The following is a 26205-nucleotide window of genomic DNA, read 5'->3' on the forward strand; positions in this document are numbered from 1 at the left end:
GCCTTCGGGCTTTGCTTTTGCGCTCCTGTATGACTCAATCCTTTCCGCCTTCGCCTCTGGTTCGCGCCTTCCTGCTCGCGGCCATCACCCTTGGCGCGCCCGCCACGGCCGCCGACACCGCCGCGCAACTGCCCGCCATCCGGGTCACGGCCGATGACGATGCCGTCGACGATGGCCGCCTGCATGCCATCGGCGCGGTGCCGCCGACGGCAACGCTCGATCATGCGGTGACGCAATCGGTGTCGGTGGTCGACCGCCAGGACATCGACCGGCTCAGTCCCATCAGCACGCTGGAGCTGATCGGCCGGATTCCCAACGCCACCATCAACCACACGGGCGGCATCGCCGGCACGGTGTTCCTGCGCGGCATGAACACCAACGACATGCGGGTGCCTGTCTTCATCGACGGCAATCGCTTCCGCGGCCGCAATACCCTGCAATTCATGCTGATCAGCCCGACCGAGCTGGAGCAGGTCGAGGTGGTGCGGGGACCGGATTCGGCGCGCTTCGGCAGTGACGGGCTGGGCGGCCTGATCAACTTCGTCACCCGGCGCGCCCACGGCAATCTGGAGCATGCGTTCCAGCTCAATGGGGGCGAGGTGTCGGCCGCATGGCGCAGCAATGCCAATGCGATGCAGGCCAGCGCGGCGCTGGAGGCCGCCGGCGACGGCTTCGACCTGCGCGTCTACGCCACCGGACGGCGCGCCAGCAACTTCAGCAGCGCCGCCGAGGAGGTGCCCAACAGCGGTTTTCGCGGCGCGGGCGGCGGCATCGTGCTGGGCTACATGCCGGACGCGCGCCAACGCGTCGAGATCAGCGGCCGCATGGCGCACGTCAATGACGATGCGGCCGGCGCGGTGCCGCCGTATCCCCTGGCCAGCAGCCATCGCGATCCGCTGGCCGTCAAGCAGGGCAAGCTTGCCTACGCGGGCGAATTCGACGGCCTGATCAGCCAGTTGCGGGCCAGCCTTTACGTCAACGAATTCGATACCACCCTGGCCGCCCACAATGAGGTCAACGCGGCGCGCGTGGTCGACGTGCGGCGTCACGTCATCGGACCGCTCGTCTATGGCGCCAATGTCGCGGCGACCATCCCGTGGGCCAGTGTCGCCACCACGGTGGGCATGGACTTCATGCACGAAACCTGGCCGGGCATGAAGCTGCTTACCCAGACCACAGTGCGCCAGCCCGACGGCAGCCGCGCCGTCAATCGCGGCGATTGGGTCCGGACCGGTCCGACCCGCTACCAGACCAACATCGGCCTGTTCCTGAGCAACGAATGGAACCCCGCGCCGAAATGGACGGTGAGCGCCGGCGGCCGCTTCGATTGGTACCGCTCCGACGTGGGGCTGAGTCCGTTGCCGTCGCCCGATCTGCTGCCGGCATTCCGCGCGGCACAGAACAATCAGCAGACCGCTCTCACTGGCAGCCTGGGCCTGTCGTACCGCGCCACCGAGCGAGTTGAACTGCTGGGCAGCGTGGGCAATTCGTTCCGCATGCCCTGGATTTTCGACATGTTCGACGCCGGCTTCACGGGCACCAGCTACACCTTTCCCAATCCCCAGCTCAAGCCCGAGCGCGGCACCAACGTGGACGTTGGCGCCCGCCTGCATTTCGACAATGCCACGGTCGGCCTGACGGCGTTCCGCAGCAATTTCCGCGATTTCATCGAGAGCGTCGACACGATGTATCTGGGCCTGCCCGCCACGCAGCGCCGCAACGTCGGCAGGGCGCGCGTGCAGGGACTCGAAAGCGATTGGCGCTGGCAGGTGACCCATGCGCTCAACCTGTATGGCAGCGCCAGTTACCTGCACGCCACCAATCAGGTCACCCATCGGCCGTTGCCGTCGATCGCCACGCTCAGCGGCCTGATTGGATTGCAGTACGTCGGCCCGAACGAGGCCTATGCCCTGAGCGGTGAATTGCAGTGGGCCAAGGGGCAGAATCGCTACGACGATCGCCGGGAATATCCGGCCGGCGGCTTCGGCGTGGTCAACCTGTACGCGCAATTGCAGCTGGACAAGCTCGGAATGCCGCAGTTGGGCAATACCCAGGCGGTGCTGGGCATCAGCAACCTGTTCGACCGCGCTTATCGCACCGCCGCTACGGCGTCGAACGTGAACTACGCCATGACCGGCCAGAATCCGCTGCTGCAGCCGGGGCGCAGTTTCAATCTGACGCTGCGCACCCGGTTCTGACGCGGCGCGGCGGCGGGGACCGGACCCGGCCGCCGCGGGTTCCAGGCCGATGGCTCGGCCGTTACGACGCCCGGCTGGGCTGGGCCGCGCCTGGCGCGGCGCCACGCCGGCGCGCCGCCTCGCGCTCCGGCGTCGGCAGGTATACCGCGCACAGCAGGTTGGCGCCGGCGATGATGGCGAACATCAGCGCCAACGGTTGCCAGGTCAGGCCGAAGGTGTGCGCCACCCACAGGCCCACCAGGGGCGTGGTGCCGCCGAAGATCGCGCCGCACAGCTGGAAGCTGAGCGAAATGCCGGTGTAGCGCATCTCCACCGGGAAGGCCAGCGGCAGATAGGGCGCCAGCACCGCATAGTAGGCGCCGATCAGGAAGATGGCCGTGAGGATGCCGATGGCGATGTTCTGGATGTCGCCGGTCAGGATCAGCATCATCATCGGCACGGCCCACAGCGTCGACAGCGCGGTGACCCAGATCAGGAAACGGCGCTCGCCGATGCGGGTGGCGATGTAGGAGGCGATCGGAAAGCTGATCAGCTCGACCACGCCGGCCCAGGTCACCACGTCCAGGATCTGGCTGCGGGTGATCTTCAGGTAGGTGGTGGTGTAGGTGATCATCAGCGTGGTCACGAAGTAGAACCCCGAGATGCCCAGCAGGCACAGGCCGATACCCAGCAGCAGCGCGCGTTTGCGTTCGCGCAGCACCATGCCGATGGGGGCGGTGGCTTCCTTTCGCTTTTCCTTCAGGCGCGCCTGCAGCTCGGGGCTTTCGTTGACGCCGCGACGGATGACGAAGGCCACCAGCACCAGCACGCCGCTGATGATGAAGGGCAGGCGCCAGCCCCATGCCAGGAAGTCTTCCTTGGGCAGGTCCGACACCAGGCGGAACACGCCGGTCGCCAGGATCAGGCCGATGGGACTGCCGTACTGCGGCGCCGAGGCCAGGAAGGTGCGCCACTTGGGCGGCGCGTGTTCGGCCGCGATCAGCACCGCGCCGCCCCATTCGCCGCCCACCGCGATGCCCTGCACCAGCCGCAGCGCCACCAGCAGCACCACGGCGGTCAGGCCGATCGAATGATACGAAGGCAGCAGGCCGATCAGCGTGGTGGCCACGCCCATCAGCAGCAGCGTGATGACCAGGCTCTGCTTGCGGCCGACGCGGTCGCCGAGGTGACCGAACAGCACCGCGCCCACCGGCCGCGCGAAAAAGCCGATGGCGAAAGTGCCGAGCGAGGCCAGCGTGCCCATGTAGGGATCGTTGGTGGCGAAGAACACATCACCGAACACCAGGGCGGCCGCCGTGGCGTAGCAATAGAAGTCGTACCACTCGATCATGGTGCCGAAAAATGCCGCGGCCGCGGCCCTGACCGGCTGTCTGCGGCCATTGCTGTCGTGCATGGAATTCCCCTTGTTTGATGCGGTCGCCCAGGTGGCGCCGCGATGTCGAATACCGGCGTTGACGATAGCAACTACTGGCTATATCTTGTATAGCCACAATTGACGCTCATATATGGCCACTTCATGAAGGAAGTCCTGCTTGCCGATCTGCTGTCGGGCGCGCTGTCGCGCGAATCGGCCGACCCCTTGCAGAAGCAGATCTACGACATCGTGCGGCGCGGGGTGCTGGACCACACCCTGGTGGCGGGGCAGCGCCTGCCGTCCTCGCGCGTGCTGGCGCAGGAGCTGGGCATTTCACGCATCACGGTGACGCTGGCCTATGAGCGCCTGATCGCCGAGAACTACCTGAGCGCGCGCGGCGGCAGCGGCACCTTCGTCGAGAAGACGGTGGACCGGCCCCTGTTGCCGCCGGCTTCTCCCGAGCACGTGCAGCGTCACGTGCCGGGCCTGTCGACGCGCGGCGAGGGCATCGCCGGCGGCGCGGCCGGGCTGGGCCAGCACACCGGCGCCTTCGTGCCGGGCGTGGCCGACGCCAGCCTGTTTCCGTTCCACTTGTGGCGCCGGCTGGTGTCGCGCCACCTGGGCAAGTCGAACCTGGCGCTGGCGGGCTATGCCAAGGATGGCGCCGGCTTTCTGCCGCTGCGCGAGGCCATCGCCAGCTACCTGCGCCTGGCACGCGCGGTGGTGTGCGAGCCCGAGCAGGTCATCGTCACGGCGGGCACGCACCAATCGGTCGACCTGTGCGCGCGCATGCTGGCGGGCGCGGGCGATGCCGCCCTGGTCGAGAGCCCGTGCCATTGGGCCTTTCCGCCGGTGCTGGGGGCGGCGGGCGTGCGCGCCCATGCGGCGGCGGTCGACGAGCAGGGCCTGGACCTGGCGGCCAGCAAGTTGCCGCGCCGGGCGCGGCTGCTGATCACCAGCCCGTCGCACCAGTACCCCACTGGCGTGGTGATGCCGCTGGCGCGGCGGTTGGAGCTGCTGCAGGCGGCGCGGGCGCGCGGGCTGTGGGTGCTGGAGGACGACTACGACAGCGAATTCCGCTACGACGGCGCGCCGATTCCGTCGTTGCAGGGGCTGGATGCCGACGGCCGCGTCGTCTACCTGGGCACCTTCAGCAAGACCATGTTCGCCGGTCTGCGCATGAGCTACATGGTGGTGCCGCCGCAGGTGGCCGAGTCATTTTCGCGGGCCTGCGCCAGCATCTACCGGCCAGGCCAGTTGCACCTGCAGGCGGCGCTGGCCGATTTCATGGCGGACGGCCATTTCTCGCACAACATCAAGCGCATGCGCACCGAGTATGCCGGCCGCCAGATCGTGCTGCGCGAGGCGCTGGCGGCGCGGGTCGGTGAACAGGTGCGGCTGTCGCAGGCACGGGCCGGGCTGCATGTATATGCGCGGCTCGACCGCAAGGTATCGGTGCCGCGCCTGGCCGAGGCCGCCCGCGAAGAGGGCATCGTGGTGGGATTGCCGCATTACCTGCCTGATGCGGCGCGGGCGGCGGCGCCAGCGGTGGTGCTGGGGTATGGCGGCGTGCCCTGCGAGCGCATCGGCGATGGCGTGGCGCGCTTTGCGCGGGCGCTGGCGCGGGCCGGCGAGAGCGGGCCCGCGCGCCGGGCGCGGCGCTGAGCTTTGTGGCGGTGAGCGTTGGTCGGTCAGGGTGGCCGGCCATGACGCCGTGGTTCCGCTACCGCGGCGCATGGCGTCGGCCAGGACCCGGGCCGCGCCGCGTTGCCGCCTACAGCGCCGCCAGCGTCTCATCCGCCGCCGCCAGCAGCAGGTCGGCGTGTTCCCGCGCGAACGGCAGTTGCGGGCGCAGCTTGAGCACGTTGCCGTGCAGGCCGGTGGCGCTGAGCAGCACGCGGCGCCGGCGCATCAGGTTGACGAAGCGATGCGTTTCTTCCTTGGCCGGTGCCTGGGTGGCACGGTCGCGCACCAGTTCGACGCCGATGAACAGGCCGTCGCCGCGCACGTCGCCGATCAGTGCATGGCGCTCGGCCAGGGCGCGCCAGCCGTCGCGCAGGTACTGGCCGATGCGCGCGGCGTTGGCCTGCAGCCCTTCGTCCTCGATCACCGACAGCGTGGCCTGGGCCGCGGCGCAGGCCACCGGATTGCCGCCGAAGGTGTTGAAGTAGCGCGCTTCGCGGCCGAAGCGTTCCAGGATGTCGGGGCGCGAGACCATGGCGGCGATGGGATGGCCGTTGCCCATCGGCTTGCCCATGGTGACGATGTCCGGCACGAGATCGTGGCGCTGGAAGCCCCACATGCGCGAGCCGGTGCGGGCGAAGCCGGCCTGCACCTCGTCGGCGATGAACAGGCCGCCGGCGTCGCGGATGGCCTGCGCCGCCGGCGCCAGGAAGCCGGCCGGGTCGCTGTAGACGCCATCGCTGGACAGAATCGTGTCGACCAGCAGCGCGGCCGGCTTGATGCCGTGGCGCCGCAGGTCGTCGATGGCGGCCTGCACCTGCTGGCCGAACCACGCGCCCAGCGTGGCCGGATCGTGGCGGTAGCTGTCGGGCGCTGCCACGGCGCGCGTGTCCACGCCCAGCGGCACCGCCTGGCCGAGCGACGGCGATACGGCCGCCACCGCGGCGGTGACGCCGTGGTAGGCCAGCTGCGTGACGATGACGCCGGTGCCGCCGGTATGGCTGCGCGCCACACGCAGCGCCAGGTCATTGGCCTCGCTGCCGGTGCAGGTGAAGATGACCTGCGACAGCGGCTGCGGGAAGGTCGCCAACAGGCGCTCGGCGTAGTCCAGCACGCCGTCGTGCAGGTAGCGGGTATGGGTGTTCAGCAGCGCGGCCTGTTCGGCGATGGCGCGCACCACGCGCGGATGACTGTGGCCCACCGAGGCCACGTTGTTGTAGGCATCCAGGTAGCGTTCGCCGTCGGCGCCATACAGCCACACGCCTTCGCCGCGCACGATGTGCAGCGGCTGGTCGTAGAACAGGCGGTAGGCCGGCCCCAGCACGCGCTGGCGACGGGCGATCAGGTCGCGTTCGGCCCGCGGCAGCGCGTCGGCGGCGGCGGGGTCGAAGGCGTTGAGCATGGCTTGGTCTCGGCTCATACAAGGGTCTCCATCGGGGTCTGGCTGGCGGCCAGCAGGGTTTCGCTGGCCTGCTGGCGCGGCAGGGCGTCCAGGCGCGCCAGGCCGGCCCAGGCCAGGGCGTTGTTGCGCAGGATGTATTGGCGGTTCTCGGGATGCTGCTGCGCGCGCCAGCCGGTGATGGCCACGGTGATCAAGAGGCGCGTGGCGATCAGGTCGGGCAGCAGCGCGATTTCGGTTTCGGTCAGGGGCAGCGTCTGATGGTAGCTGGCCAGGCATAGGCGCAGGCCCGCCGACAGCGGGTCGGGGGCGTCGTCCAGCAGGTAGGCGGCGGCCACGGCCAGGTCCTGCGCCAGCGGCGCGCGCACCATGTCGCCGAAGTCGAGCAGCGCCGCGACCTGGGCATGATCGTCGCGCGCGACCATCACGTTGTACGGATTGAGGTCGTTGTGGATGACCTGGCGCCGCAGCCCGCCCAGGCGCGGCCGCAGCCCGTTGACGAAGCGCTCCAGCTGGCGCTCGGCCAGTCCCCGCCGCGCCACTTCAGGGATCTTCGGCAGCAGGTCGGCCACGCGCTCGGCGTGTTGCAGGTCCCACAGCAGTTCGTGGTCGGCCATGGCGTGGTCGAAGCCGGCCAGCGCCAGGTCGAACTGCGCCAGCGCGCGGCCCAGGGCGCGGTATTGCGCCGGGCTGCGCGCCACCTGGTGCAGCGGCACGCCGTGCACGAAGGTCATCAGCCGCAGGGCGCGGCGCGCGCCGTCGCCCGCGTCGTGCCAGTGCACGTAGTCGCCTTGCAGGTCGGGGATCAGGCGCGGCACCGGCGGTTGGCCGCCAGCCAGCATCAGCCGCAACTGCGCCTGGGTGTGGAAGTCGGTGACCGCCGGGTCCTCGGCGGGGTGGGTGGCCTTGAGCACGTAGGCGCTGCCATCGGCTGCGCGCAGCAGGAAGTTCTGGTCGCGTTCGCTCGACAGCAGGGTGGCCCGTGTCGCCAGACCGTAGTGGCGTTGCGCCAGGGCCTCGGCCTGGGGCAGGGACAACTTGGGCGGCTCGGCCGCGAACAGCGCCTGGCCGGCGCTGGGAAGATGGCTGCGGCTCATGCGTGGCGCTCTTCCAGTCCGCACCATTCGGCGATGAACAGGGCGATGGTCTGGGTGACCTTGCGCACCGATTCCAGGTTGACCGCCTCGTCATAGCCGTGCGGCATGCGGCATTCCGGGCCGTAGACAATGGCGGGAGTATCGGCGTACAGGCCGTAGAAGCGGGCGTCGGTGGCGGCCGAGGTGGCGTATTCGCGCAGCGGCTCGCCGAACACCTGTTCGTGCGCGGCGCGCAGCGCAGCCTCGGCCTGGTCGGCATTCTGCAATTCGTAGCCCTCGGCCATGAAGCCGTGGTAGACCACTTTGGGCGGATGCGTGGCCAGGAACGGATCGCGCGCCGCGGCCTGGGCCACGAACGCCTCGATCTCGGCGCGCGCGGCCTCCAGGCTCTGGCCGGGGTAGACCGCCACGCGCATGTCGAAGGTGCACCAGGCCGGCACGCTGGACGGCCAGTCGCCGCCGGCGATCTTGCCGAGGTTGAAGCGGATCGGGTGGGGGTGGTCGCAGAAGTGGCGGTGGTCGCACTTGTTGGCGTTCCAGCGCGTTTCCAGCTCGTCCAGCGCCTGGATCAGGAAGATCGCCTTCTGGATGGCGTTGGCGCCGGCGCCGGTGAAGGCGGCCGAGGCGTGCTGGGGGTCGCCTTCGACCTGCACCTGGAACCACATCGGTCCGACCTGGGCGCGCATCAGCATGGGCAGCAGCGGCTCCGGGATGAAGGCGGCGTCGGCGCGGTAGCCGCGCGCCAGGCAGGCCAGGGCGCCGTTGCCGGTGCATTCCTCTTCCACCACCGATTGCAGGAATACGTCGCCGGCCGGCGCCAGGCCGATGGCGGCCAGCGCGTCCATGGCCGACAGGCAGGCGACCAGGCCGGATTTCATGTCGCCCGCGCCGCGGCCGTGCATCCAGCCGTCGACGATGGCCGGGTCATAGGGATCGCGGCTCCATTGCGCCCGCGGGCCGACCGGCACCACGTCGATGTGGCCGTTCAGGATCAGCGAGCGGCCCGTCAGGCTGCGCGCGCGGTGCGCGCCGACCACGTTGTAGGCATTGTCATAGGACACCGCCACCGGCGAGAAGCCCGGCAGGTGGCGGATGGCGTCGACGTCGATGCGCCAGCGGTCCACCGCATAGCCGCGTTCGGCGTAGCGCGCCGCCATGAAGTCCTGCGCGGTGGCTTCCTCGCCGCGCTGCGATGGCAGGCGCACCAGTTGCGCCGTCAATTCGGTCTGGGCCGCGAAGCCTGCGTCCACGGCTTGGAGGATGCGCTGGCGCAGCGCCGGAGTCAGTTCTGGCATGGATGTGCTCGGGGTTGACTGTCAATCCGGCCATCCTAGGCAAAATTGGCTTGGCAAAAAATAGCCAATCCAGGTTATTTCATATAGCCACTTTCGGGCCGCCGCGCCGAGGGGAAACGGGCCCGCGCCGATGCCGGCCTCGCCCCGGGGGGCGGGCTTGGCAGCAGGCGCGGCCGGTCACAGCAGGAACAGGAGCGCCGCCGCCACCGCGGTGGGCGCCAGCGCGCCGCCCAGCAATCCCGCCATGCTGACCGAGCCATCGCTGAACCCGCCGCGCAGCAGGGCCACCCCGGCGGGGTTGGGCGCGTTGGCGATCACGGTCAGGCCGCCGCCGGCGACCGCGCCGGCGACCAGCATGTATTGCGCCTGCGCGGAGATGCCGTCGATCAGCGACCCCAGATAGGTCAGGGCGGCATTGTCGGTGACCGCGGTCAGGGCCAGCGCGCCAAAGAACAGGACGCGCGGTTCGAGCGCGCTGACGATCGGCTGCAGCCACCATTGCTGCAGGCCGCCCAGCACCACCAGTCCGGCCAGGAAGAAGCCGACCAGCAGCGCTTCCTTGATGATGAGGCGGCTCTGGTGCGCCTTGTAGGCCTGGGTGTAGCCCAGGAAGAACAGGAACAGCCCGAGGAAAATCACGGGGTGGTGGGCGCTCAGCACCACGGCCGCGAGGAACAGCAGGTGCACCACGATGACCGTGGACGATATCGGCGCGGATTGGTCGCCGCGCGCCATGACGTCGCCCGATTGCAGGTGCGGCCGCAGCAGCCAGGTGATGGTGGTGGCGTTGATCAGCACCGCCAGCGCGGCCTTCCAGCCGAACGCCTTGAGCATGAAAGCGCTGTCCCAGCCCCAGGTGGCGGCCACCATCAGCACCGGCGGCGCGGCGTACGAGGTCAGGGTGCCGCCGATCGAGATGTTTACGAACAGCACCCCCAGCGCCAGGTATTTGAGCCGTTCCGGCATGTCGCGGTGAAACACCTGCGGCGCCAGCATCATCGCGGCGATGGTCATGGCGGCCGGTTCGGTGATCAACGAGCCGGCCAGCGGCACCAGGGCCAGGCACAGCCAGGCCTTCGCGGTCCGGTCGGCGACCGGGATCAGGCGGGCCAGCCGATTGACCAGCCGCATGACCGCGGTGAGCACCGGCAGCGACGCCGCGATCACCATCACGACGAAGACGAATGCCGGCTCGGTGTAGTTGCGCGACTCCGCGTAGGCGAGCGCGCTGTCGCCGGATGCGGCCAGGGCCATGAGCAGCAGCAGGATGGCGGCCCAGAAGCCGAACACCACCTCGACTTCGCCGAGCAGGTGCAACAGCCCTTCATGGCGCTTGCTGCGGTGCGCCAGGCGCAGGAAAAGGGGCGTGGAAAAAGTGTGCAGCAGGGCGATCGCGAAGACGATCGCGGCAATGATCTCAATCGGCTTGTCTGTCACGCGCGGGGTTCCTCGGTAGCTATTTCATATGCGCGCGACTTCGATCCAGAGTCGCGCCATCACGACATGTCGCACCAGATCATACAGGTGCGGCGGGGCATCGGCCGGCACCAGAACGCGGCGCACCAGGGCTTGCAGGTCGACGCGCAGGCATGGCTGGGGAAGCGGCGTGACCTGCCGGCGCATCGTGGCCATCAGCCGGACCCGGCCGAGCGACGGCATGTCGATGTCGAGGCGGGCGTCGGCGGGAGGCAGCACGGCATCGCGCAGGGCGTCCAGCGTCGAGCAGATGTAGATGGCGGATGGCGCCAGGGCATTGCCATCGACGCCGCGGCGCCACTCCTGCGTGCCGATGAGCGTGGCGCAGGCATCCGTTCCGGGCGCCTCGAAGCGCAGCCGGCTGAATTCCAGCAATTCCATCAGCTCCACGAACGACAGTCCGCGTGCGATCGGCATGGCCGTTGCGGCATGACCGTCACCATCGTGCGATCTCATGGCGTACTCCCGGTGTTGCGCCCGGGGCCGCCTGGCGGCGGCCCCGGGGTCTTGCTTGGTGTTGACGATCAGGATTGCGCCTGCGCCATCGCGCGCACCTTGTAGCGGTTGCGAACGGTGGAGAAGGCCAGCCACAGGGCCAGCGCGAAAATCGCGTAGACGAAGCCGGCGCTGATCGGGCGGTCAATGAAAATGCTCAGTTGGCCACGCGACAGCAGCAGGGCGCGGCGGAAGTTCTCTTCGACCATCGGTCCCAGCACGAAGCCGAGCAGCAGCGGCGCGGGCGAGAAATGCAATTTCAGGAACAGGTAGCCGACCATGCCCAGCACCAGCACCATGCCAACGTCGAACAGGTTGTTGTTGGTGCTGTAGACCCCGACGCAGACGAAGAACAGCGCCGACGGGAACAGGTACTTGTAGGGCACCTTGAGCAGCTTGGCCCACACGCCGATCAGGGGCAGGTTCATGACCACCAGCATGACGTTGCCGATCCAGAAGCTGGCGATCAGCCCCCAGAACAGGTCGGCATGCTCGGTCACCATCTGCGGGCCGGGCTGGATGCCATGGATGATCAGCGCGCCCAGCATCAGCGCCATCACCGAATCCCCGGGGATGCCCAGGCTCATGGTGGGGATGAAGCTGGTCTGCGCCGCCGAGTTGTTGGCCGCCTCGGGGCCGGCGATGCCTTCGATGGCGCCATTGCCGAAGCGGTTCGGCGTCTTCGATACGCGCTTTTCCACGGCGTAGGACATGAACGACGCGATGGTCGCGCCGGTGCCCGGCAGGATGCCCAGGACCGCGCCGATGACGCTGCCGCGCGCGATCGGCATGACCGATTGCTTGACGTCGCCCGGCTCGGGGCGCACCGACATCTTGGTGGCGTTGCCGACGGTGGCGGCCCGGCCGATGCGGTTGACGTTGGCGAAGAAGTCCGCCAGGCCGAACAGGCCCATGGCCAGCGCCACCAGTTGCACGCCGTCGCTCAGTTCGATCACGCCGAAGGCGTAGCGGATGGTGCCGGTATTGACGTCGGTGCCGACCACGCCAAGCAGCAAGCCCAGGAACACCATGGCCACGCCCTTGATGGCCGACCCTTTGGCCAGGGTTGCGCCGGCGAACAGCCCCAGCATCATCATCGAGAAATACTCGGCCGGACCGAACTGGAAGGCGACTTCCACCAGCAGCGGCGAGAACAGGATCATGATGATGATGCCGACGCTGGCGCCGATGAACGAGGCCAGCACCAGCATGAACAGGGCCGAGCCGGATTTGCCGCGCCGTGCCAGGGGGTTGCCGTCCAGGCAGGTGACGGCGTGCGACGGCGTGCCGGGCAGGTTCAGCAGGATGCAGGTGATGCCGCCGCCGTATTGCGCGCCGTAATAGATGCCGGCCAGCATCATCAGGGCGGCCACCGGCGTCATGGCGTAGGTGAGCGGCAGCAGGATGGATATCGCGGCCAGCACGCCCATGCCGGGCAGCACGCCGATCATGTTGCCCATGAAGACGCCAAAGAGCGACCAGAGCAGGTTTTCCCACTGGAAGGCGACGGAGAAGCCGTGCAGAACGTTATCGAGCAATTCCATGGCTTAACCCCAGCGCAGCATCGGGAACTGCAATTGCAGCGCCCACGAGAAGACGATCGCGCCGAACAGCGTCATGGCGGCGGCCAGGATGGCGGCGGATTTGTATGTGTTGGACGTATCCCCCAACGCGGAAACGAACACCAGGGCGAAGGTGGCCGGCAGGAATCCGAGGGTCTGGCCGAGCACGATGAACAGCCCGATACCGGCGGCGATGCAGGCCATGCCACGCAGACGCTCGCGCCGCGTCGGCCGCGGCAGCTGTTCTTCGAGCTGCTCTTCCTGCACTTCATCGGGGTCGGGGCAGAGGGGGATCAGCACGCCCAGGGCGACCAAAAAGCACCCCACCAGCATCGGGAAATATCCCGGCCCCATGCGCGCCAGTTCGCCGATGTTGTATGAGGTGGCCTCGAAGAGGGTCAGCGCGCCGCAGAGGGCGATGAATGCGCCTCCCCACAGATCGCGCTTTCTAGAGAATATGGTGCTGCCCATGGCGTGCTCCCCGTTTTTTGTTGATGACAAGACCGCGGGCCGTGCGGCGCACGACCCAGGGAGCCGGGACTTTAAGGAGGGCGGCTTGCATTCTGCTTTCGTTCGTTTGCGCCCGGCTTGCGGGATAACCATGAGGCCGAGGGTAGGGGCGCGCGCGGGAGTAACGCAGGGTGAACAAGCTGTAATCGCCATGTTCACAAAAGTGAACATTTCACGATGAAAAGCGCCCGAAACCGGGGGCGGCACGCTTCTTGCCCGCTGCGTGCGCGCTTGCGAAATCTTGCAAATTGGGGGGAGGCAGTGGCCACGGCATAATCACGTTTTTGCTGTCATGCGCGCCGATCATGTTTCGCTTGCCGCTTACCGCGCGGATTCCGCTCGCGGTTTCCCTGTTGTTCCTGGTGATTTCCGCCGCGCTGATATCGCTGGCGCTGCACGGGCTGTCGCGCCAGTTCGACAGCCAGGTCGCCAATCTGGGGCAGGTCTACCTGGACGGACTGTCGGCGGCGATCCTGCCGGCGGTGCGCGCCAACGATGGCGCCCAAATGACCGAAGTGCTCAATCGCGCGCTCGATACCCATCTGGGCGTGGTGGACCGTACCCTGGCGGTGGTCACGGCCGATCACCGTCTGCTGGCGCATGTGGCGCGCTATCCGGAAGTGGAGCCGGTGCCCCTGGCGGCCTTGCACGGCGGGTCCGGCAGCCTGATCAGCCTGCGTTCCGAAGGGGTCTGGACCTGGCGGCTGCTCGACAGCGCGCAGCCGCGGCTGGGGACCCTGATCGCCAACCTGGACGTCAGCGAATTCCTGCAGCAGCGGCGCGAACTGGCGCTCGAACTGGGACTGGTGGGGCTGGCCGTCAGCCTGCTGGGCGCGGGGCTGTGCTACGGCATGGCGCGGCGGCTGCAGCGCCCCATCATCTCGCTGACCCAGGCGTTGCGCGCCGGACGCGAGGATCAGCCGCGCGAGATGGCGGTGCGCACCGGCGATCCGGAATTGCAGGAACTGCTGGCCGCCTACAACTGGATGGTGGCCAGCGTGCGCGAGCGCGAGGCCTTCGCCCAACGCCACGCGCACATCGAGCGCGAAGCGATGCTCGGCCGCATGTCGGCGGCGCTGGCGCATGAAGTGCGCAATCCGCTGGGCGGGCTGCGCACCGCCGTACAGACATTGCGGCAGTTCGGCGATCGCGCCGAAGTGCGGCAGGAGTCGCTCGGCTTCATCGACCGCGGGGTCGAGGCGCTGCAAGCCGTGGTCGACGCCAGCCTGCGTACGTTCCGGCCGGGCACGGCGTTGCTGCGGCGTGCGGACATCGAGGATATCCGCCTGATGGTCAGGTCGCAGGCGGCCAAGGACGCGGTGCGGGTGGCGCTGGCGTGCCGGGGGATGGGCGAGCAGGCCTTGCCTTTGCCCGCCGGGCCGGTGCGCCAGGTGCTGCTCAATCTGGTATTGAATGCGGTGCAGGCATCGCCGCCGGGCGGCGCGGTCTGCGTCGCGGCGCGGGCCGGGCGGCATTGGCTCAGCCTGCACGTGACGGACAGCGGCGCCGGACTGCCGCCGGATGCGCGCTCGGCGCTGGCGGGCGGCTCGCCCGGCGGCGACGGCATGGGCCTGGGCATCGTCGCCGACCTGGTGCGCGCCATGCAGGGGCGCTTGCGTGTGCGCGCGGCGGGGCCGGGCACGCGGATTTCAGTGCGCATTCCATTGCCGCAAGGGGGGCAACCGCGATGAACGATACCCAGATCCTGCTGATCGAGGACGATCCGGTGCTGGGCGGGGCCTTGTTGCAGCGCCTGCGGCTGGAAGGCTTGTCGGCGCAGTGGGTGCAGAGCTGCGCGCAGGCGGTGGAGTGGTTCCGCCGCTCGCGCCAGCGTCCCGCCTTCGTGCTGGCCGATATCCGCCTGCCGGATGGTTCCGGCGAGGACCTGTACCGGCGCCTGATTCCCTATCTGGCGCAGGCCACCGTGGTGTTCGCCACCGCCTATGGCGAGATCGCGCAGGCGGTCAGGCTGGTGGCGGCCGGCGCCAGCGATTATCTGACCAAGCCTTATGACACCGACGCGCTGGTGGCGCGCATGCGCGCGGTGATCGCGGCCCAGCCCGCCGGCGTGGCTGGCGAGGTGCGCGACAACCCATTCCGTTTCGACGATCCCGCGAGCCCGCTGGCGCGCGAGCTCGAACGCCTGGCGGCCAGTTCCCTGCCGCTGCTGCTGGAAGGCGAAACCGGGACGGGCAAGGATCGGGCGGCCCGCTATGCGCATGCCCGCTCGCCGTTCGCGGCGGGGCCGTTCGTGGCTGTCAATTGCGCCTCGATCGCGCCCGAGCTGGCCGAGAGCCTGTTGTTCGGTCATGCCAAGGGGGCATTCAGCGGCGCCAACGCCGCGCGAGAGGGCTTTTTCTCCGAGGCCCAGGCCGGGACGCTCTATCTCGACGAGGTGGCAGAACTGGCCCCCAAGACCCAGTCCGCGCTGTTGCGGGTGCTGGAGAACGGCGAGTACCGGCCGTTGGGCGAAATCCAGAGCCGCCAGACCCGCTGCCGCATCATTGCCAGCACCTGCGGTCCGCTGGACGCGGCGGTGGCCGAGGGGCGCATGCGGGCCGACCTGTATTACCGGCTGGCAGTGGCGCGACTGGGGTTGCCGCCGCTGCGCGAGCGGCCGGCGGCGCTGGAGCCGTTGGCGTCAGCCCTGCTGGCGGAGTCGCCGCAGGCCATGGGCAAGCGATTTTCGGCCGCGGCGCTGCGGGCATTGGGCGACCATGACTGGCCGGGCAACATTCGCGAGATGCGAAACCGGATCGCGCGGGCGGTGGTATTGGCCGACGGCCCCGAGTTGGACGCCAGCGACGTCTTTCCCGAACTCAAGCTGGAAGGCGCGTCGGATCTGGCGACCCGCCGCACCCATGCTGAACAGCGCGCCATCCAGCAGGCCATCGCCGAATCCGGGGGGCACCTGGGCAGCGCCGCGAAGCGGCTGGGTATTTCCCGCACGACCCTGTGGAAGAAACTGCGCGCCACGCGCGAGGACGACGGCGGGACGCCATAGGGGCCTGGGCCGTGCCAGGGGGCTGGGGGCGCGGCGGGCACGCCGCTTGCTGGCGCGACACCCTCATGCCGGCGTTGGCGCGCGCGCCCGGCGCTGCGACAATGCAGGCAGGCGGTCAACCCAAACAGTGGACGGGGCGGCAACGGCGCCCCTGAGGAGAGCGGCATCATGGCGACGCGAACCATCTGGAAAGGCGCGATTTCGTTCGGGCTGGTGCACATCCCGGTGGGCCTGCATACGGCCACCAGCGAATCGGGCGTGGACTTCGACTGGCTCGACAAACGCTCGATGGACCCGGTCGGCTACAAGCGTATCAACAAGCGCACCGGCAAGGAGATCGACAAGGACAACATCGTCAAGGGGGTGGAATACGAGGACGGCCAGTACGTCATCATTTCCCCCGAAGAGATCGCCGACGCCTATCCGCGCACCACCCAGACCATCGAGATCCAGCAATTCGTCGAGGCCGGCGAGGTGCCGTTCGTGTACCTGGAGCGGCCCTACTACCTGGCGCCGATCGGCAAGGGCCAGAAGGTCTATGCCTTGCTGCGCGATACGCTGGCCAAGACCGGCAAGATCGGCATCGCGCGGGTGGTGATCCAGACCAGGCAGCACCTGGCGGCGCTGATCCCGGCGGGCGACGCGCTGGTGCTGAACCTGATGCGCTGGGGCGACGAGGTCAAGGGCACCGACGAGCTGGACCTGCCCAAGGCCGGCGCCAAGGATTCCGCGCCCAGCGCCAGCGAATTGAAGATGGCGCGGAAGCTGGTCGACGACATGTCCGGCCACTGGGACCCGGAACAATACAAGGACGAGTTCAAGGCCGCCGTCATGGATCTGGTGGCGCGCAAGGTCAAGGCGGGCAAGACCGAGACGGTGATCGAACCGCGGGAGGAATCGCCGGCCTACGCCGATAACGTCATCGACCTGACCGAACTGCTGCAACGCAGCCTGAAGGGCCGGGCCGCGGACGGGACCGGGCCGCGGACGGCGGCAAAAAAGACCGCGAAGAAGACCGCGAAGAAAGCCCCCAGGAAAGCGGTCGGCAAAGCGGCGAGCAAGACGGCGGCTCGGAAAGCCACGAAGGCGGCGTGACCATGGCCGATACCCTGGCGAAATACCGCGCCAAGCGCGACTTCACGCTGACTCCGGAGCCGGCCGGCGGCGGTCAGCCCAACCAGGCCGCGCGCGCTTTCGTGATCCAGAAGCACTGGGCCAGCCGGCTGCACTACGACTTTCGGCTGGAACTGGACGGCGCCATGAAGAGCTGGGCCGTGCCCAAGGGGCCCAGCTACGACCCATCGGTCAAGCGCATGGCGGTGCAGGTGGAGGACCATCCCATCGCCTACAACCGCTTCGAGGGCGAGATCCCGCAGGGCCAGTATGGCGCCGGCAAGGTCATCATCTGGGACCGCGGCACCTGGACGCCCGTGGGCGATGCGGCCGAGGGCTATCGGCGCGGGCACCTGAAGTTCGACCTGCATGGCGAGAAGATGCGCGGGCGCTGGGCGTTGATCCGCATGAAAGGCCGTGAGTCCGAAAAGCAGCCGCCCTGGCTGCTGGTCAAGGACCGCGACGACTTCGCCCGCGCCGAAAGCGAGTTCAGCGTGGTCGACGAACAGCCCGACAGCGTGGTCGCGCCGCCGGCCGGTGGCCGGCCGGCGCCCGCCGCCGCGCCGTCCGCCATGGCGGCGCCCGGCGACCCGCCCGACGATCCGCCCGTGGCGGGCCCGTTGCCGGGCAAGGCGGCCGACCTGCCTGGGCGACTCAAGCCGCAACTGGCCACGCTGGTGGCGGGCGTGCCGGCCCAGGCGGGCGACGACTGGCTCTACGAGATGAAATTCGACGGTTACCGGCTGCTGGCGCGGCTGGATCATGGCGAGGTGCGCCTGTACACGCGCAATGGCCACGACTGGGCTCCCAGGCTGCCGCACCTGGTGGCGGCGCTGCGGCGCATGCCGCTGGAGACGGCGTGGCTGGACGGCGAGATCGTGATGCTGGCCGATAACGGCGCGCCCAGCTTCCAGGCGCTGCAGAACGCCTTCGATGGCGAACGCACCGACGCCATCCTGTTCTATGTGTTCGACCTGCCTTACGTCACCGGCCGCGACCTGCGCGGCGAGCCGTTGCGGGTACGCCGCGCGGTGCTGGCGCGGGTGATGGCGGCCGCCGGCGGCGACCCGCTGCGCTTTAGCGATGCCTTCGACGCGGCGCCGGCCGACCTGCTGGCGTCGGCCTGCAAGATGGGGCTGGAGGGCATCATCGCCAAGCGCCTGTCCTCGCCCTATGTCGCGCGCCGCAGCGACAGCTGGCTCAAGCTCAAGTGCGCGCGGCGGCAGGAATTCGTCGTCGTCGGCTATACCGATCCCAAGGGCACGCGCGTAGGGCTGGGCGCCTTGCTGCTGGCGTATCACGACGCGGCCGGCCGGCTGGTGTACGCCGGCAAGGTCGGCTCCGGGTTCGACGACGCCGGGCTGGCCGCGCTGCGCCAGCGGCTGCAGGCATTGCGGACGCGCCAGGCCAGCGTCAAGGCGGGGGGCGCCGGCCGTGACACGCACTGGGTGCGGCCCGAACTGGTGGCCGAAGTGTCGTTTGGCGAATGGACGGAATCGGGGCATGTGCGCCATCCCGTGTTCCGTGGACTGCGCACCGATAAACCGGTGCGCGCGATCACGCGGGAGGTGGCGATGGGTGCGGATACGATACGGGACGCCAAGGCCGGAGGCACGGCGCGGCAAGGCCGCGAGGCGAGCGCCAGGACAAGCACGAGGACGACCACCATGGCGGCGGGCAAGCACACGGAGAAGGCCGCCACCACCGTCGGCAAGCTTACGCATCCGGACCGCATCATCGATCCGTCGACCGGCCTGACCAAACTGGACCTGGCCCGCTACTACGGCCTGGTGGCGCCGATGCTGCTGCGCCACCTGAAGGACCGCCCGGTATCGTTCCTGCGCGCCCCGGCCGGCATCAAGGGCGAGCTCTTCTTCCAGAAGCACCTGGAAGCGCCAATGCCGGGCGTGAGGTCATTGCCGCAGGCCCTGGACCCGGACCATCCGCCGCTGATGGAAGTGCCGACGCCGCAAGCGATCCTGTCGGCCGCGCAAATGAACGTGGTGGAGTTCCATACCTGGAATGCGGTCAAGCGCGCCATTGGCAAGCCCGACCGCATGGTGTTCGACCTGGACCCCGGCGAGGGCGTGACCTGGGACGCGGTGCGGCAGGGCGCACAGTTGCTGCGCACGTTGCTGACCGAGATCGGATTGCAGGGCTGGCTCAAGACCAGTGGTGGCAAGGGCCTGCACGTGGTGGTGCCGCTGCGCCGCCAGTATGGCTGGGACACGGTCAAGGCGTTTTCGCAGGCCATCGTGGCGCATCTGGCCCGCACCCTGCCGCAGCGGTTCGTGGCCAAGAGCGGCCCGAAGAACCGCGTCGGCAGGATCTTCGCCGACTACCTGCGCAACGGCTTCGGCGCCACCACGGTGGCGGCGTGGTCGGCGCGCGCGCGGCCGGGGATGGCGGTGTCGGTGCCGCTGGCGTGGGACGAACTGGACCAGGTCCGGTCCAGCGCCCAGTGGACCATCGCCAACATCCATGAACGCCTGGATGTTGGCGATGCGCCGTGGGACGGCTATGCGCCGCAGGCGCTGGCGGCGGCCATGAAGGCGCTGGATTTCAAGCCGGACGGCGGCGGCCGCGCCTAGTTTTCCTGACGCAGCAGCGCCTGGACTTCGGCCCGGCGACCCTGGTCAGCCACTTCCCGGCCAGGACGCGGCGGCGCCTTGAGGGCCTTTTGCAGGTAGGGCAGGGCTTCCACTTTCCGGTTGCGGTAGATCAGGTAGTCGGCATAGAAGTAGTTCGGATCGATGCCGTTGGGATTGAGCGCCAGCGCCTGCTGCAGTAGCGCCTCGGCCTTCTTGTTGTCGCCGAAACCCACCGGCCAGCCGGGCACCTTGTAGTACAGCACGCCCAGGCTGTTGAGCGCCGAGCCATCCAGGGCCTTGCGATCGATCTTGATGGCCGATTCGTATTCCGCCTTGGCCTGCTTGGCGAGGCTGAGCGCGCCCAGCCCGCCTTTGGCGCCGGCCCAGGAACTGAGCACGATGCCTTCCCAGATATGCGGCTCGGCGCGGTCCGGGTAGCGCGCGGTAAGCGCATGCGCCTGGTGCGACAGGCTTTCGAAACGCGCTTCGCGCTCGCGTTCCGGCGTCTGGTATTGGATCACGGCCCATTCCGATTGCAGGGCATGTATGCCTTGATCGAGTTCGGCCGGCTCGGCCCTGGCCAGGCCCGGCCCGGCCAGGGACAGGCAGGTGATGGCCGCGACGGCGGCGGCGCGCAACAGATGACGTCGATTCATGAGGAGACTCCTGATTTGGGAAATACCGCGCCAAGCGCGCGCCGGTGCTTGGCAAAGACGCCGTCCAGCAGGCGCGGGCAAAGGGTGTTGAGACGCACGGCCAGGGCTTCGACCAGGCCGGCAAAGCGCTGCGGCGACTCGTTTTCGAGCATGCGCTGCACCGCCAGGGCCACTTTGTCGGGCGAGTCGCTGGGCGAGCCGGTGGCCTGGTTGAAGGCGATGACCTCGGGCGAATTGAATGGCGTGTCAATGGCGCGCGGCGCGTAGTACTGGAGCTTGACACCGCTGCCGGCCAGTTCCCGCCGCAGCGCCTCGGTGTAGACGCGCAGGGCCGCCTTGGAGGCGCCGTACGCCGCAAACCCCGGCACGCCCAGGCTGCCGAGCACCGAGCCGATGTTCAGCACCTGCGCGCGCGGCAGGGCGCGCAGGTGCGGCAGCATTTCGCCGGTCAACAGCATCGGCGCCAGCACGTTGGTGGCGAACAGTTGCTGCGCCTGGTCGGCCCGCAGGTCCTGCGCCGGGGCGAAGGCCGCGAGCGCGGCATTGTTGATGAGGACGTTGGCGCCGCGCGCCGCGGCGGCATCGACAATGGCGGCGCGGCCGCCGCTGGTGGTGACGTCCACCACCAGCGCGTCGACCGCGTTGCGGTCGGTGCCGCCCGCGTTCAGTGATTGCGCCAGCGCCAGCAGGGGGTCGGCGCTGCGGCCGATCAGCAGCACGCGGGCGCCCTGGGCGCGCAGCCGGCGAGCGATGGCGCTGCCGAGACCGCCGGCCGCGCCGGTCAGGACGACGGAGGCTTCGCGGATATTCATCGGCTGACCTCATCTGCGGCGGCGCGCGGCAGGCCCTGGAAGATGCCGCCGTACAGGCCATAGAACATGCGCGCGGCATGCACTACCGCGGCCTGGTCGGCGGGGTCGTCCAGGTCGTTCACCAGTTCGGCGAAATGCGCCGTGTGTTCCTGGTCCAGCGTGCCGTGCGAGCGCAGGTAGCTGAAGGCCGCGGGCGGAAGCCCCAGGCCCTGCTGGATGCGGTCGGCGGCGTTGAGCGCGAGCGCGACGCTGGTGCCTTCGAGCACATGCACCATGCCGAAGAAGCCGACCGGATTGTTGCGGTTGATGGTGTCGTAGGCATAGGCCACCATGATCTCGGTGGCCGGACCGGGTCCGGCCCGCTTCACCGCGTCCGCGTCCTCGCCCAGCGCCCGCAGGTCATTCAGGATCCATTCGTCGTGGCCGGTCTCTTCCTCGATGTACTCGTCCAGCGCTTCGTCTAGCCAGTCCAGGCGCGCGGGAATGCGCGCGCGGCAGCTGTGCATCAGCGGCACGGTGTGGCGGACGTGGTGATAGGCCTCGCGCAGGAAGGCGACATAGCCGGGCAGAGTGACCTCGCCGCGCAGGCATTCCTGGATGATAGGGGTCTGTATCAGGCGGTCGCGGTGTTGCCGCGTCTCGCTCAGCAGGGTGTCATAGAAGGGCATGGTGGGTCAGGGCTGTAAGGGTTGCTCGGAGGGGGGGAACAGGTCGGCGTGGCACTGGTGGATAGCATCGCGGCGGGGCCGGCCATTGGCCGTCGCCAGGCCGGCGGCGGCGGAAAAATCGGCGCGGCCGCGGGTCCATGGACCGATGCGCGCGTAGTCGGGCAGGTGCTGGTTGGCGCGGGCGATGGCGCGCGCCAAGGCGGCGTCATCCTGCGCGCCCTGCGGCCAGATCACGGCGCCCAGCGCCGCTTGGCCCTCGCCCAGCACCACGGCGTGGCGGATCTCGGGCTGGCTGGTGAGCGCCACTTCCACCCATTCGGGCGAGACGTTGCGGCCGAAGCCGGTGATCAGCACATTCTTCGCGCGTCCCTGGATATGCAGGAAGCCGGCCGCGTCGATCCGGCCCAGGTCGCCGGTGGGCCACCATGTACGCCGCGCAGCCGGTTCGCCCAGATAGCCAAGCGCCAGGCTGCCGGCGACCTCGATCTCGCCCGCATCGTTGATGCGCACGCGCGCATGGGGCAGCGGCCGGCCCGCCGAGCCGGGGAGGTCGGCGCCGGGCAGGTTGAGCGTCTGCACCGACGCCGCTTCGGACAGGCCGTAGCCTTCATAGGCGGGCAGGCCGGCGGCGCGCGCCTGTCCCAGCAGTGTCGTGCCGACCGCGGCGCCGCCGACCGCCACCAGGCGCAATCCCGCGGGCGCGGGGTGACGGGTGGCGTGCAGCCAGCCGGCGTAGGCGCGCAACATCTGCGGCAGGACGATGACGCTGTCGGCGCGCGCCTCGGTGAGCGCGGCGTGCAGCTTTGCGGGCTCGAACTGCGAGGAGCCGGACAGCCCGACCTGCGCGAGCGGGCGTACGTCGACCATCGCGCCGTGCAGCAGCGGCGCATAGACGCCGGCGATGTTCTCCAGCAGCACTGGCAAGGGCAGGGCCACGAGGTGGCGGGCGATGCCAAGCGGCGCGGTGGCTTGCGCCAGGCCGGCGGCCACCGCCAGCATGGCGGCACCGCCCAGGCAGACGCCCTTGGGCAGGCCGGTGGAGCCGGAGGTGAAGGTGATCTTGTCGGTGCCCGCCGGCAATTGCGCCGGCTGTGCCTGGCGCCGCAACAGGGCCAGTTCGCCCGCGACCGAGCTGGGGCTGAAGCCGAAGCCGGCCAGGCGGCCGGCATCGCTGGCCGCGCAGGCCAGGGCTTGCGCGCCGCTGGCCCGCAGGGTCGCGGCGATCTGCTCGGGCGTGAAGAACAAGGGCAGGGGCAGATGCACCGCGCCGCTCGCCAGGCACGCCAGATCGAGCACGATCCAATCGACGCCATTGTCCAGCAGCGAGGCCACGATGCTGGCGCCGCTGCGCGACAGCTGTTCGCTGCAATCACGCACGCGATCGACCAGGGCCGCATAGGTCAGCGTGTCCGCGGGCGAGCGCAGCGCCAGGTGCTGGGCGCGGGCGGGGTCGCGCAGCGCGGCGAAGAAGGCATTGACACTCATGCTTCGCGCTCCGGGATGTGGGCCAGGATGGCGTCCAGGCGGCCGGCGAACACTTTCGGTTCATGCTCGTAGTAGGTGCCCCAGTCCTTGCGGTCGGCGGCGTCCAGGCCGCGGGCGGTGGCGATGGCCAGCGGCTGGTGCGCCAGGCCCATGCGCGAGAACAGATGGTGCAGTTCCTTGGTCAGTGTGCCCACCGCCCATTCGAAGCCGCCGCGGTGCAGGTGATCCGCCAGCAATGGCACCAGCAGACGGCCGGCGCCCGGCCGCGCGGCGGCGAACTGGCCGGTTTCGACGATGTGCGCGCGCGCCACCGGCAAACCGCGCTCGCTCAGGTAACGCTCGATCGGCGCGGCCAGATAACGCTCCAGGAACAGCGGCTCGCGCGCATCGCGGTAGCCGGCCGCGGCCAGGATCTCCTCGCCGATGCGCAGGCTTACCAGGCTGGGCATCCAGTGCTTGAGCTGGGCGCCGAAGCGTTGCCGGTAGCGTTCGTGGATATAGGCTTCGACCCGGGCGCGGGCGGGATCTCCCTCGGGATGGACGTGCAGCACCGGCCGTTCGGGGCGGGCCGTGGTGTGCGGGGCCATGGCGGCAAGGAGCGAGGAGGATTTGAACTGCGGCATGAAAGATTCCGGTCGGCGCATCGTCGAGTTCCTTTAACGATGGCCCGCAGCGTAGAGGCCGGACCTTAATCGCAAATTAAGCGTGCGGCGGTGGTAATCTCGGAGTCATCGGACTGCTGGGGGATAAAATGCGTATCCTTATCGTCGAGGACGATCCGCTGATCGGCGATGGCATCAAGAAGGGCCTACGCCTTTTGGGCTACGCCGTCGATTGGTTCGGCAGCGCCGCCGAAGCCGATCAGGCGCTGCGGGTGGTGCAGTACGACGCGGTGGTGCTGGACCTGGGCTTGCCCGGCGAGGACGGCGCCGCCTTGTTGCTGCGCTGGCGCCGGGCCGGACACGACCTGCCGGTGCTCATCCTGACCGCCCGCGACGCCGTCGACAGCCGCATCGCGGGCCTGGATGCGGGCGCCGACGATTACCTGATCAAGCCCATCACCCTGGACGAACTGGCCGCCCGCCTGCGCGCGGTCACCCGGCGGGTGGCCGGCAAGCCGGAACCGGTGTGGCGCCATGGCGACCTGGAATACCAGCCCTCGGCCCACGAGGCGCGTTGGAAGGGCCAGCCGGTCGACCTGACTTTTCGCGAGGCGCAATTGCTGGAGCTGTTCCTGTCGCACCCGAGCCGGGTGCTGACGCGTGATTTTCTGCGCGACAAGCTGTATGACTGGGACACCGACAACGAAGGCAGCAACACGCTGGAGGTGCATGTGCACCACCTGCGGCGCAAGATCCATCCCAAGATCGTGCGGACCCTGCGGGGCTCCGGCTATGCGCTGGGTCAGCCGGACGCCGAATCATGACCTTGCAGCGCCGGTTGATCATCGCGGTGCTGCTGGCGGTGCCGCTGGGCTGGCTGCTGACCATCGCCGCCACCTACTGGCGGGCGCAGCACGAGATCAACGAACTGTACGACACCGACATGCTGCGGCTGGCCGAACAGACGCTGGCCGTGGCGTCGCTGCTGCCGCCTGTGGGCTCGCTGAACGCGCCATTGCCGCTGCGGGCCCCCGATTCCGGCGATGCCAGCCACGGCGACCTGTCGGTGGCGATCTGGCGGGGCGCGGGCGAGCCGCTGGTGATGGACGCCGAGGCCGCGCAGTTTCCCCGAGGCGACGGCGTGCAGGGGTTTGCCGACAGCATGGTCAATGGCCGGCCCTGGCGGCTCTATTACCTGAGCGACGCCACGGGCCAGACACGCGTCGCGGTGGGGCAGCGCTTCGGCGAACGCGAGGATCTGGTGGTCGCCTACCTGATGAGCCAGCTTGCGCCCCTGCTGGTCGGCCTGCCGGCGCTGATCATCGCCTTGATGATCGCGGTGCGCCGCGCGATCCAACCCGTGCGGGCTTTGTCCGGCGCCCTGGAACACCGGCGCCCCGACGATGCCACGCCATTGTCCGAAGACGCGCCAGGCGAACTCAAGCCGCTGGTGACCGCGATGAACGGCCTGCTGGCGCGGGCCGGTCGTCTGATCGAACAGGAGCGGCGCCTGACCGCGGACGCGGCGCACGAGTTGCGCACGCCCTTGGCGGCGTTGCGGGTGCAATGGGAAGTGGTGCAGCGCGCCCAGGATCCGGCCCTGCGCGCCGAGGCGCAGGCGCGCGTGACGCGCGGGCTGGACCGCATGGACCGGCTGGTGACGCAGCTGTTGACCATGGCGCGCCTGGACAGTGTTGGCGAAATCGCCTTCGCTTCCGAAGTGGATTGGCGCGCCGTGGCGGAACAGGCGATCGGCGACTGCCTCTTCATCGCCAACCGGCGCGACATCGATATCGAGGTGGATTGGCCTGCCGCCGGCCAGGTGGCGCTGCCGGTGGCCGGCGATGCCGAGGCGCTGGCCATCCTGTTGAAGAACCTGCTCGACAACGCCATCCGCTACGGGCCCCGCCATGCCCGGGTCCGCATCCGTTTCGAGCCGACCCGCATCCTGGTCGATGACGAAGGCACGGGCCTGGCGCCCGAGGTCGCGGCGCGCCTGGGCGACCGCTTCCTGCGGGCGGCCGGCAACGAGGAATCGGGCAGCGGCCTGGGGGTGTCGATCGCGCAGCGGATCGCCCGCAATCATGGCCTTGCCCTGCGCTATGAAACGCGCGCGCCGGCGCCGGGACGGCCGGGGGGCTTGCGCGCCATCCTGTCCCGGGCCACGGGCCGCGCGGGCGAGTGACCGGCGTTGCCGTGGCGCGC

General features: G+C 69.2%; 21 protein-coding genes. 8 read left to right on the top strand and 13 right to left on the bottom strand.

Going from position 1 to position 26205, the window contains the following annotated elements; all coding sequences use genetic code 11:
- Positions 1-29 precede the first annotated feature (29 nt).
- Positions 30-2198: a TonB-dependent receptor gene (locus tag K2W61_RS17390; RefSeq protein ID WP_236756153.1), complete on the top strand. Its 2169-nt coding sequence runs from the start codon at positions 30-32 to the stop codon at positions 2196-2198.
- A gap of 61 nt (positions 2199-2259) precedes the next feature.
- Here K2W61_RS17390 and K2W61_RS17395 read toward each other — a convergent pair whose 3' ends face one another.
- Positions 2260-3591: an MFS transporter gene (locus K2W61_RS17395; protein ID WP_175141492.1), complete on the bottom strand. Its 1332-nt coding sequence runs from the start codon at positions 3589-3591 to the stop codon at positions 2260-2262.
- A 123-nt stretch (positions 3592-3714) separates the two neighbouring features.
- On the opposite strand from K2W61_RS17395, the gene pdxR reads away from it, so the two are divergent.
- A complete protein-coding gene (gene pdxR / locus K2W61_RS17400) occupies positions 3715-5217 on the top strand; it encodes a MocR-like pyridoxine biosynthesis transcription factor PdxR (protein WP_236756154.1) in 1503 nt (500 codons plus the stop codon).
- Between the two features lie 109 nt (positions 5218-5326).
- On the opposite strand, the gene K2W61_RS17405 is transcribed toward pdxR, so the two are convergent.
- The 7 genes from K2W61_RS17405 to K2W61_RS17435 form a co-directional block, all read right to left on the bottom strand.
- A complete protein-coding gene (locus tag K2W61_RS17405; protein WP_175132676.1) occupies positions 5327-6655 on the bottom strand; it encodes an aspartate aminotransferase family protein in 1329 nt (442 codons plus the stop codon).
- The gene (locus K2W61_RS17410) at positions 6652-7731 is read right to left on the bottom strand and encodes a phosphotransferase (RefSeq protein WP_236756155.1); all 1080 of its coding nucleotides are present in this window, start codon (positions 7729-7731) and stop codon (positions 6652-6654) included. Before K2W61_RS17410 ends, K2W61_RS17405 begins: the two co-directional genes overlap by 4 nt.
- Positions 7728-9026, bottom strand: a complete 1299-nt coding sequence (locus tag K2W61_RS17415) for an ArgE/DapE family deacylase (protein WP_236756156.1) — start codon at positions 9024-9026, stop codon at positions 7728-7730. The genes K2W61_RS17410 and K2W61_RS17415 overlap by 4 nt, the downstream gene beginning before the upstream one ends.
- A 177-nt stretch (positions 9027-9203) precedes the next feature.
- On the bottom strand, positions 9204-10463 hold the full coding sequence (locus tag K2W61_RS17420; RefSeq protein ID WP_236756157.1) for a putative Na+/H+ antiporter: 1260 nt from the start codon (positions 10461-10463) through the stop codon (positions 9204-9206).
- 24 nt (positions 10464-10487) lie between these two features.
- Entirely contained in the window at positions 10488-10958 is a 471-nt protein-coding gene (locus K2W61_RS17425; RefSeq protein WP_175141487.1) for a hypothetical protein, read from the bottom strand.
- 68 nt (positions 10959-11026) lie between these two features.
- Entirely contained in the window at positions 11027-12541 is a 1515-nt protein-coding gene (locus K2W61_RS17430) for a tripartite tricarboxylate transporter permease (RefSeq protein ID WP_175132671.1), read from the bottom strand.
- A 3-nt stretch (positions 12542-12544) separates the two neighbouring features.
- Positions 12545-13030, bottom strand: coding sequence for a tripartite tricarboxylate transporter TctB family protein (locus K2W61_RS17435; RefSeq protein WP_236756159.1), 486 nt, complete (start codon positions 13028-13030; stop codon positions 12545-12547).
- A 344-nt stretch (positions 13031-13374) separates the two neighbouring features.
- On the opposite strand from K2W61_RS17435, the gene K2W61_RS17440 reads away from it, so the two are divergent.
- The 4 genes from K2W61_RS17440 to ligD all read left to right on the top strand — a co-directional run bounded on the left by K2W61_RS17440 (position 13375) and on the right by ligD (position 19777).
- The gene (locus tag K2W61_RS17440) at positions 13375-14760 is read left to right on the top strand and encodes a sensor histidine kinase (RefSeq protein ID WP_175132669.1); all 1386 of its coding nucleotides are present in this window, start codon (positions 13375-13377) and stop codon (positions 14758-14760) included.
- Positions 14757-16073 (top strand): sigma-54-dependent transcriptional regulator, encoded by a 1317-nt coding sequence (locus tag K2W61_RS17445; protein WP_175141486.1) that lies wholly within the window; start codon positions 14757-14759, stop codon positions 16071-16073. The genes K2W61_RS17440 and K2W61_RS17445 overlap by 4 nt, the downstream gene beginning before the upstream one ends.
- A gap of 168 nt (positions 16074-16241) precedes the next feature.
- Complete coding sequence (gene ku / locus K2W61_RS17450) at positions 16242-17168, top strand: non-homologous end joining protein Ku (protein WP_175132667.1); 927 nt, start codon at positions 16242-16244, stop codon at positions 17166-17168.
- Between the two features lie 2 nt (positions 17169-17170).
- On the top strand, positions 17171-19777 hold the full coding sequence (ligD, locus tag K2W61_RS17455; RefSeq protein WP_236756161.1) for a DNA ligase D: 2607 nt from the start codon (positions 17171-17173) through the stop codon (positions 19775-19777).
- Here the strand turns inward: ligD and K2W61_RS17460 are convergent.
- Genes K2W61_RS17460 through K2W61_RS17480 form a run of 5 tightly spaced genes read right to left on the bottom strand, consistent with a single transcriptional unit; the run spans position 19774 to position 24021 of the window.
- Positions 19774-20433, bottom strand: coding sequence for a tetratricopeptide repeat protein (locus K2W61_RS17460; protein ID WP_175132665.1), 660 nt, complete (start codon positions 20431-20433; stop codon positions 19774-19776). The two genes, ligD and K2W61_RS17460, sit on opposite strands and share 4 nt — an antisense overlap.
- Positions 20430-21245, bottom strand: coding sequence for an SDR family oxidoreductase (locus tag K2W61_RS17465; protein WP_175132664.1), 816 nt, complete (start codon positions 21243-21245; stop codon positions 20430-20432). Before K2W61_RS17465 ends, K2W61_RS17460 begins: the two co-directional genes overlap by 4 nt.
- On the bottom strand, positions 21242-21913 hold the full coding sequence (locus tag K2W61_RS17470; protein ID WP_175132663.1) for an iron-containing redox enzyme family protein: 672 nt from the start codon (positions 21911-21913) through the stop codon (positions 21242-21244). Before K2W61_RS17470 ends, K2W61_RS17465 begins: the two co-directional genes overlap by 4 nt.
- A 6-nt stretch (positions 21914-21919) precedes the next feature.
- On the bottom strand, positions 21920-23398 hold the full coding sequence (locus K2W61_RS17475; protein ID WP_236756162.1) for an AMP-binding protein: 1479 nt from the start codon (positions 23396-23398) through the stop codon (positions 21920-21922).
- Positions 23395-24021 carry a thermostable hemolysin gene (locus K2W61_RS17480; RefSeq protein WP_175141481.1) on the bottom strand — a complete coding sequence of 209 codons (627 nt, stop codon included), beginning with the start codon at positions 24019-24021 and terminating at the stop codon, positions 23395-23397. The genes K2W61_RS17475 and K2W61_RS17480 overlap by 4 nt, the downstream gene beginning before the upstream one ends.
- 128 nt (positions 24022-24149) lie before the next feature.
- Between K2W61_RS17480 and K2W61_RS17485 the strand changes: the two genes are divergently transcribed.
- Both K2W61_RS17485 and K2W61_RS17490 read left to right on the top strand, forming a co-directional pair.
- Positions 24150-24824 carry a response regulator gene (locus K2W61_RS17485; protein WP_175132660.1) on the top strand — a complete coding sequence of 225 codons (675 nt, stop codon included), beginning with the start codon at positions 24150-24152 and terminating at the stop codon, positions 24822-24824.
- Positions 24821-26185: an ATP-binding protein gene (locus K2W61_RS17490; RefSeq protein WP_236756163.1), complete on the top strand. Its 1365-nt coding sequence runs from the start codon at positions 24821-24823 to the stop codon at positions 26183-26185. Before K2W61_RS17485 ends, K2W61_RS17490 begins: the two co-directional genes overlap by 4 nt.
- The last annotated feature ends 20 nt before the right edge of the window (positions 26186-26205 follow it).

This window comes from Achromobacter pulmonis (assembly GCF_021733725.1).
GTDB classification, from domain to species: Bacteria; Pseudomonadota; Gammaproteobacteria; order Burkholderiales; family Burkholderiaceae_B; genus Achromobacter; species Achromobacter pulmonis.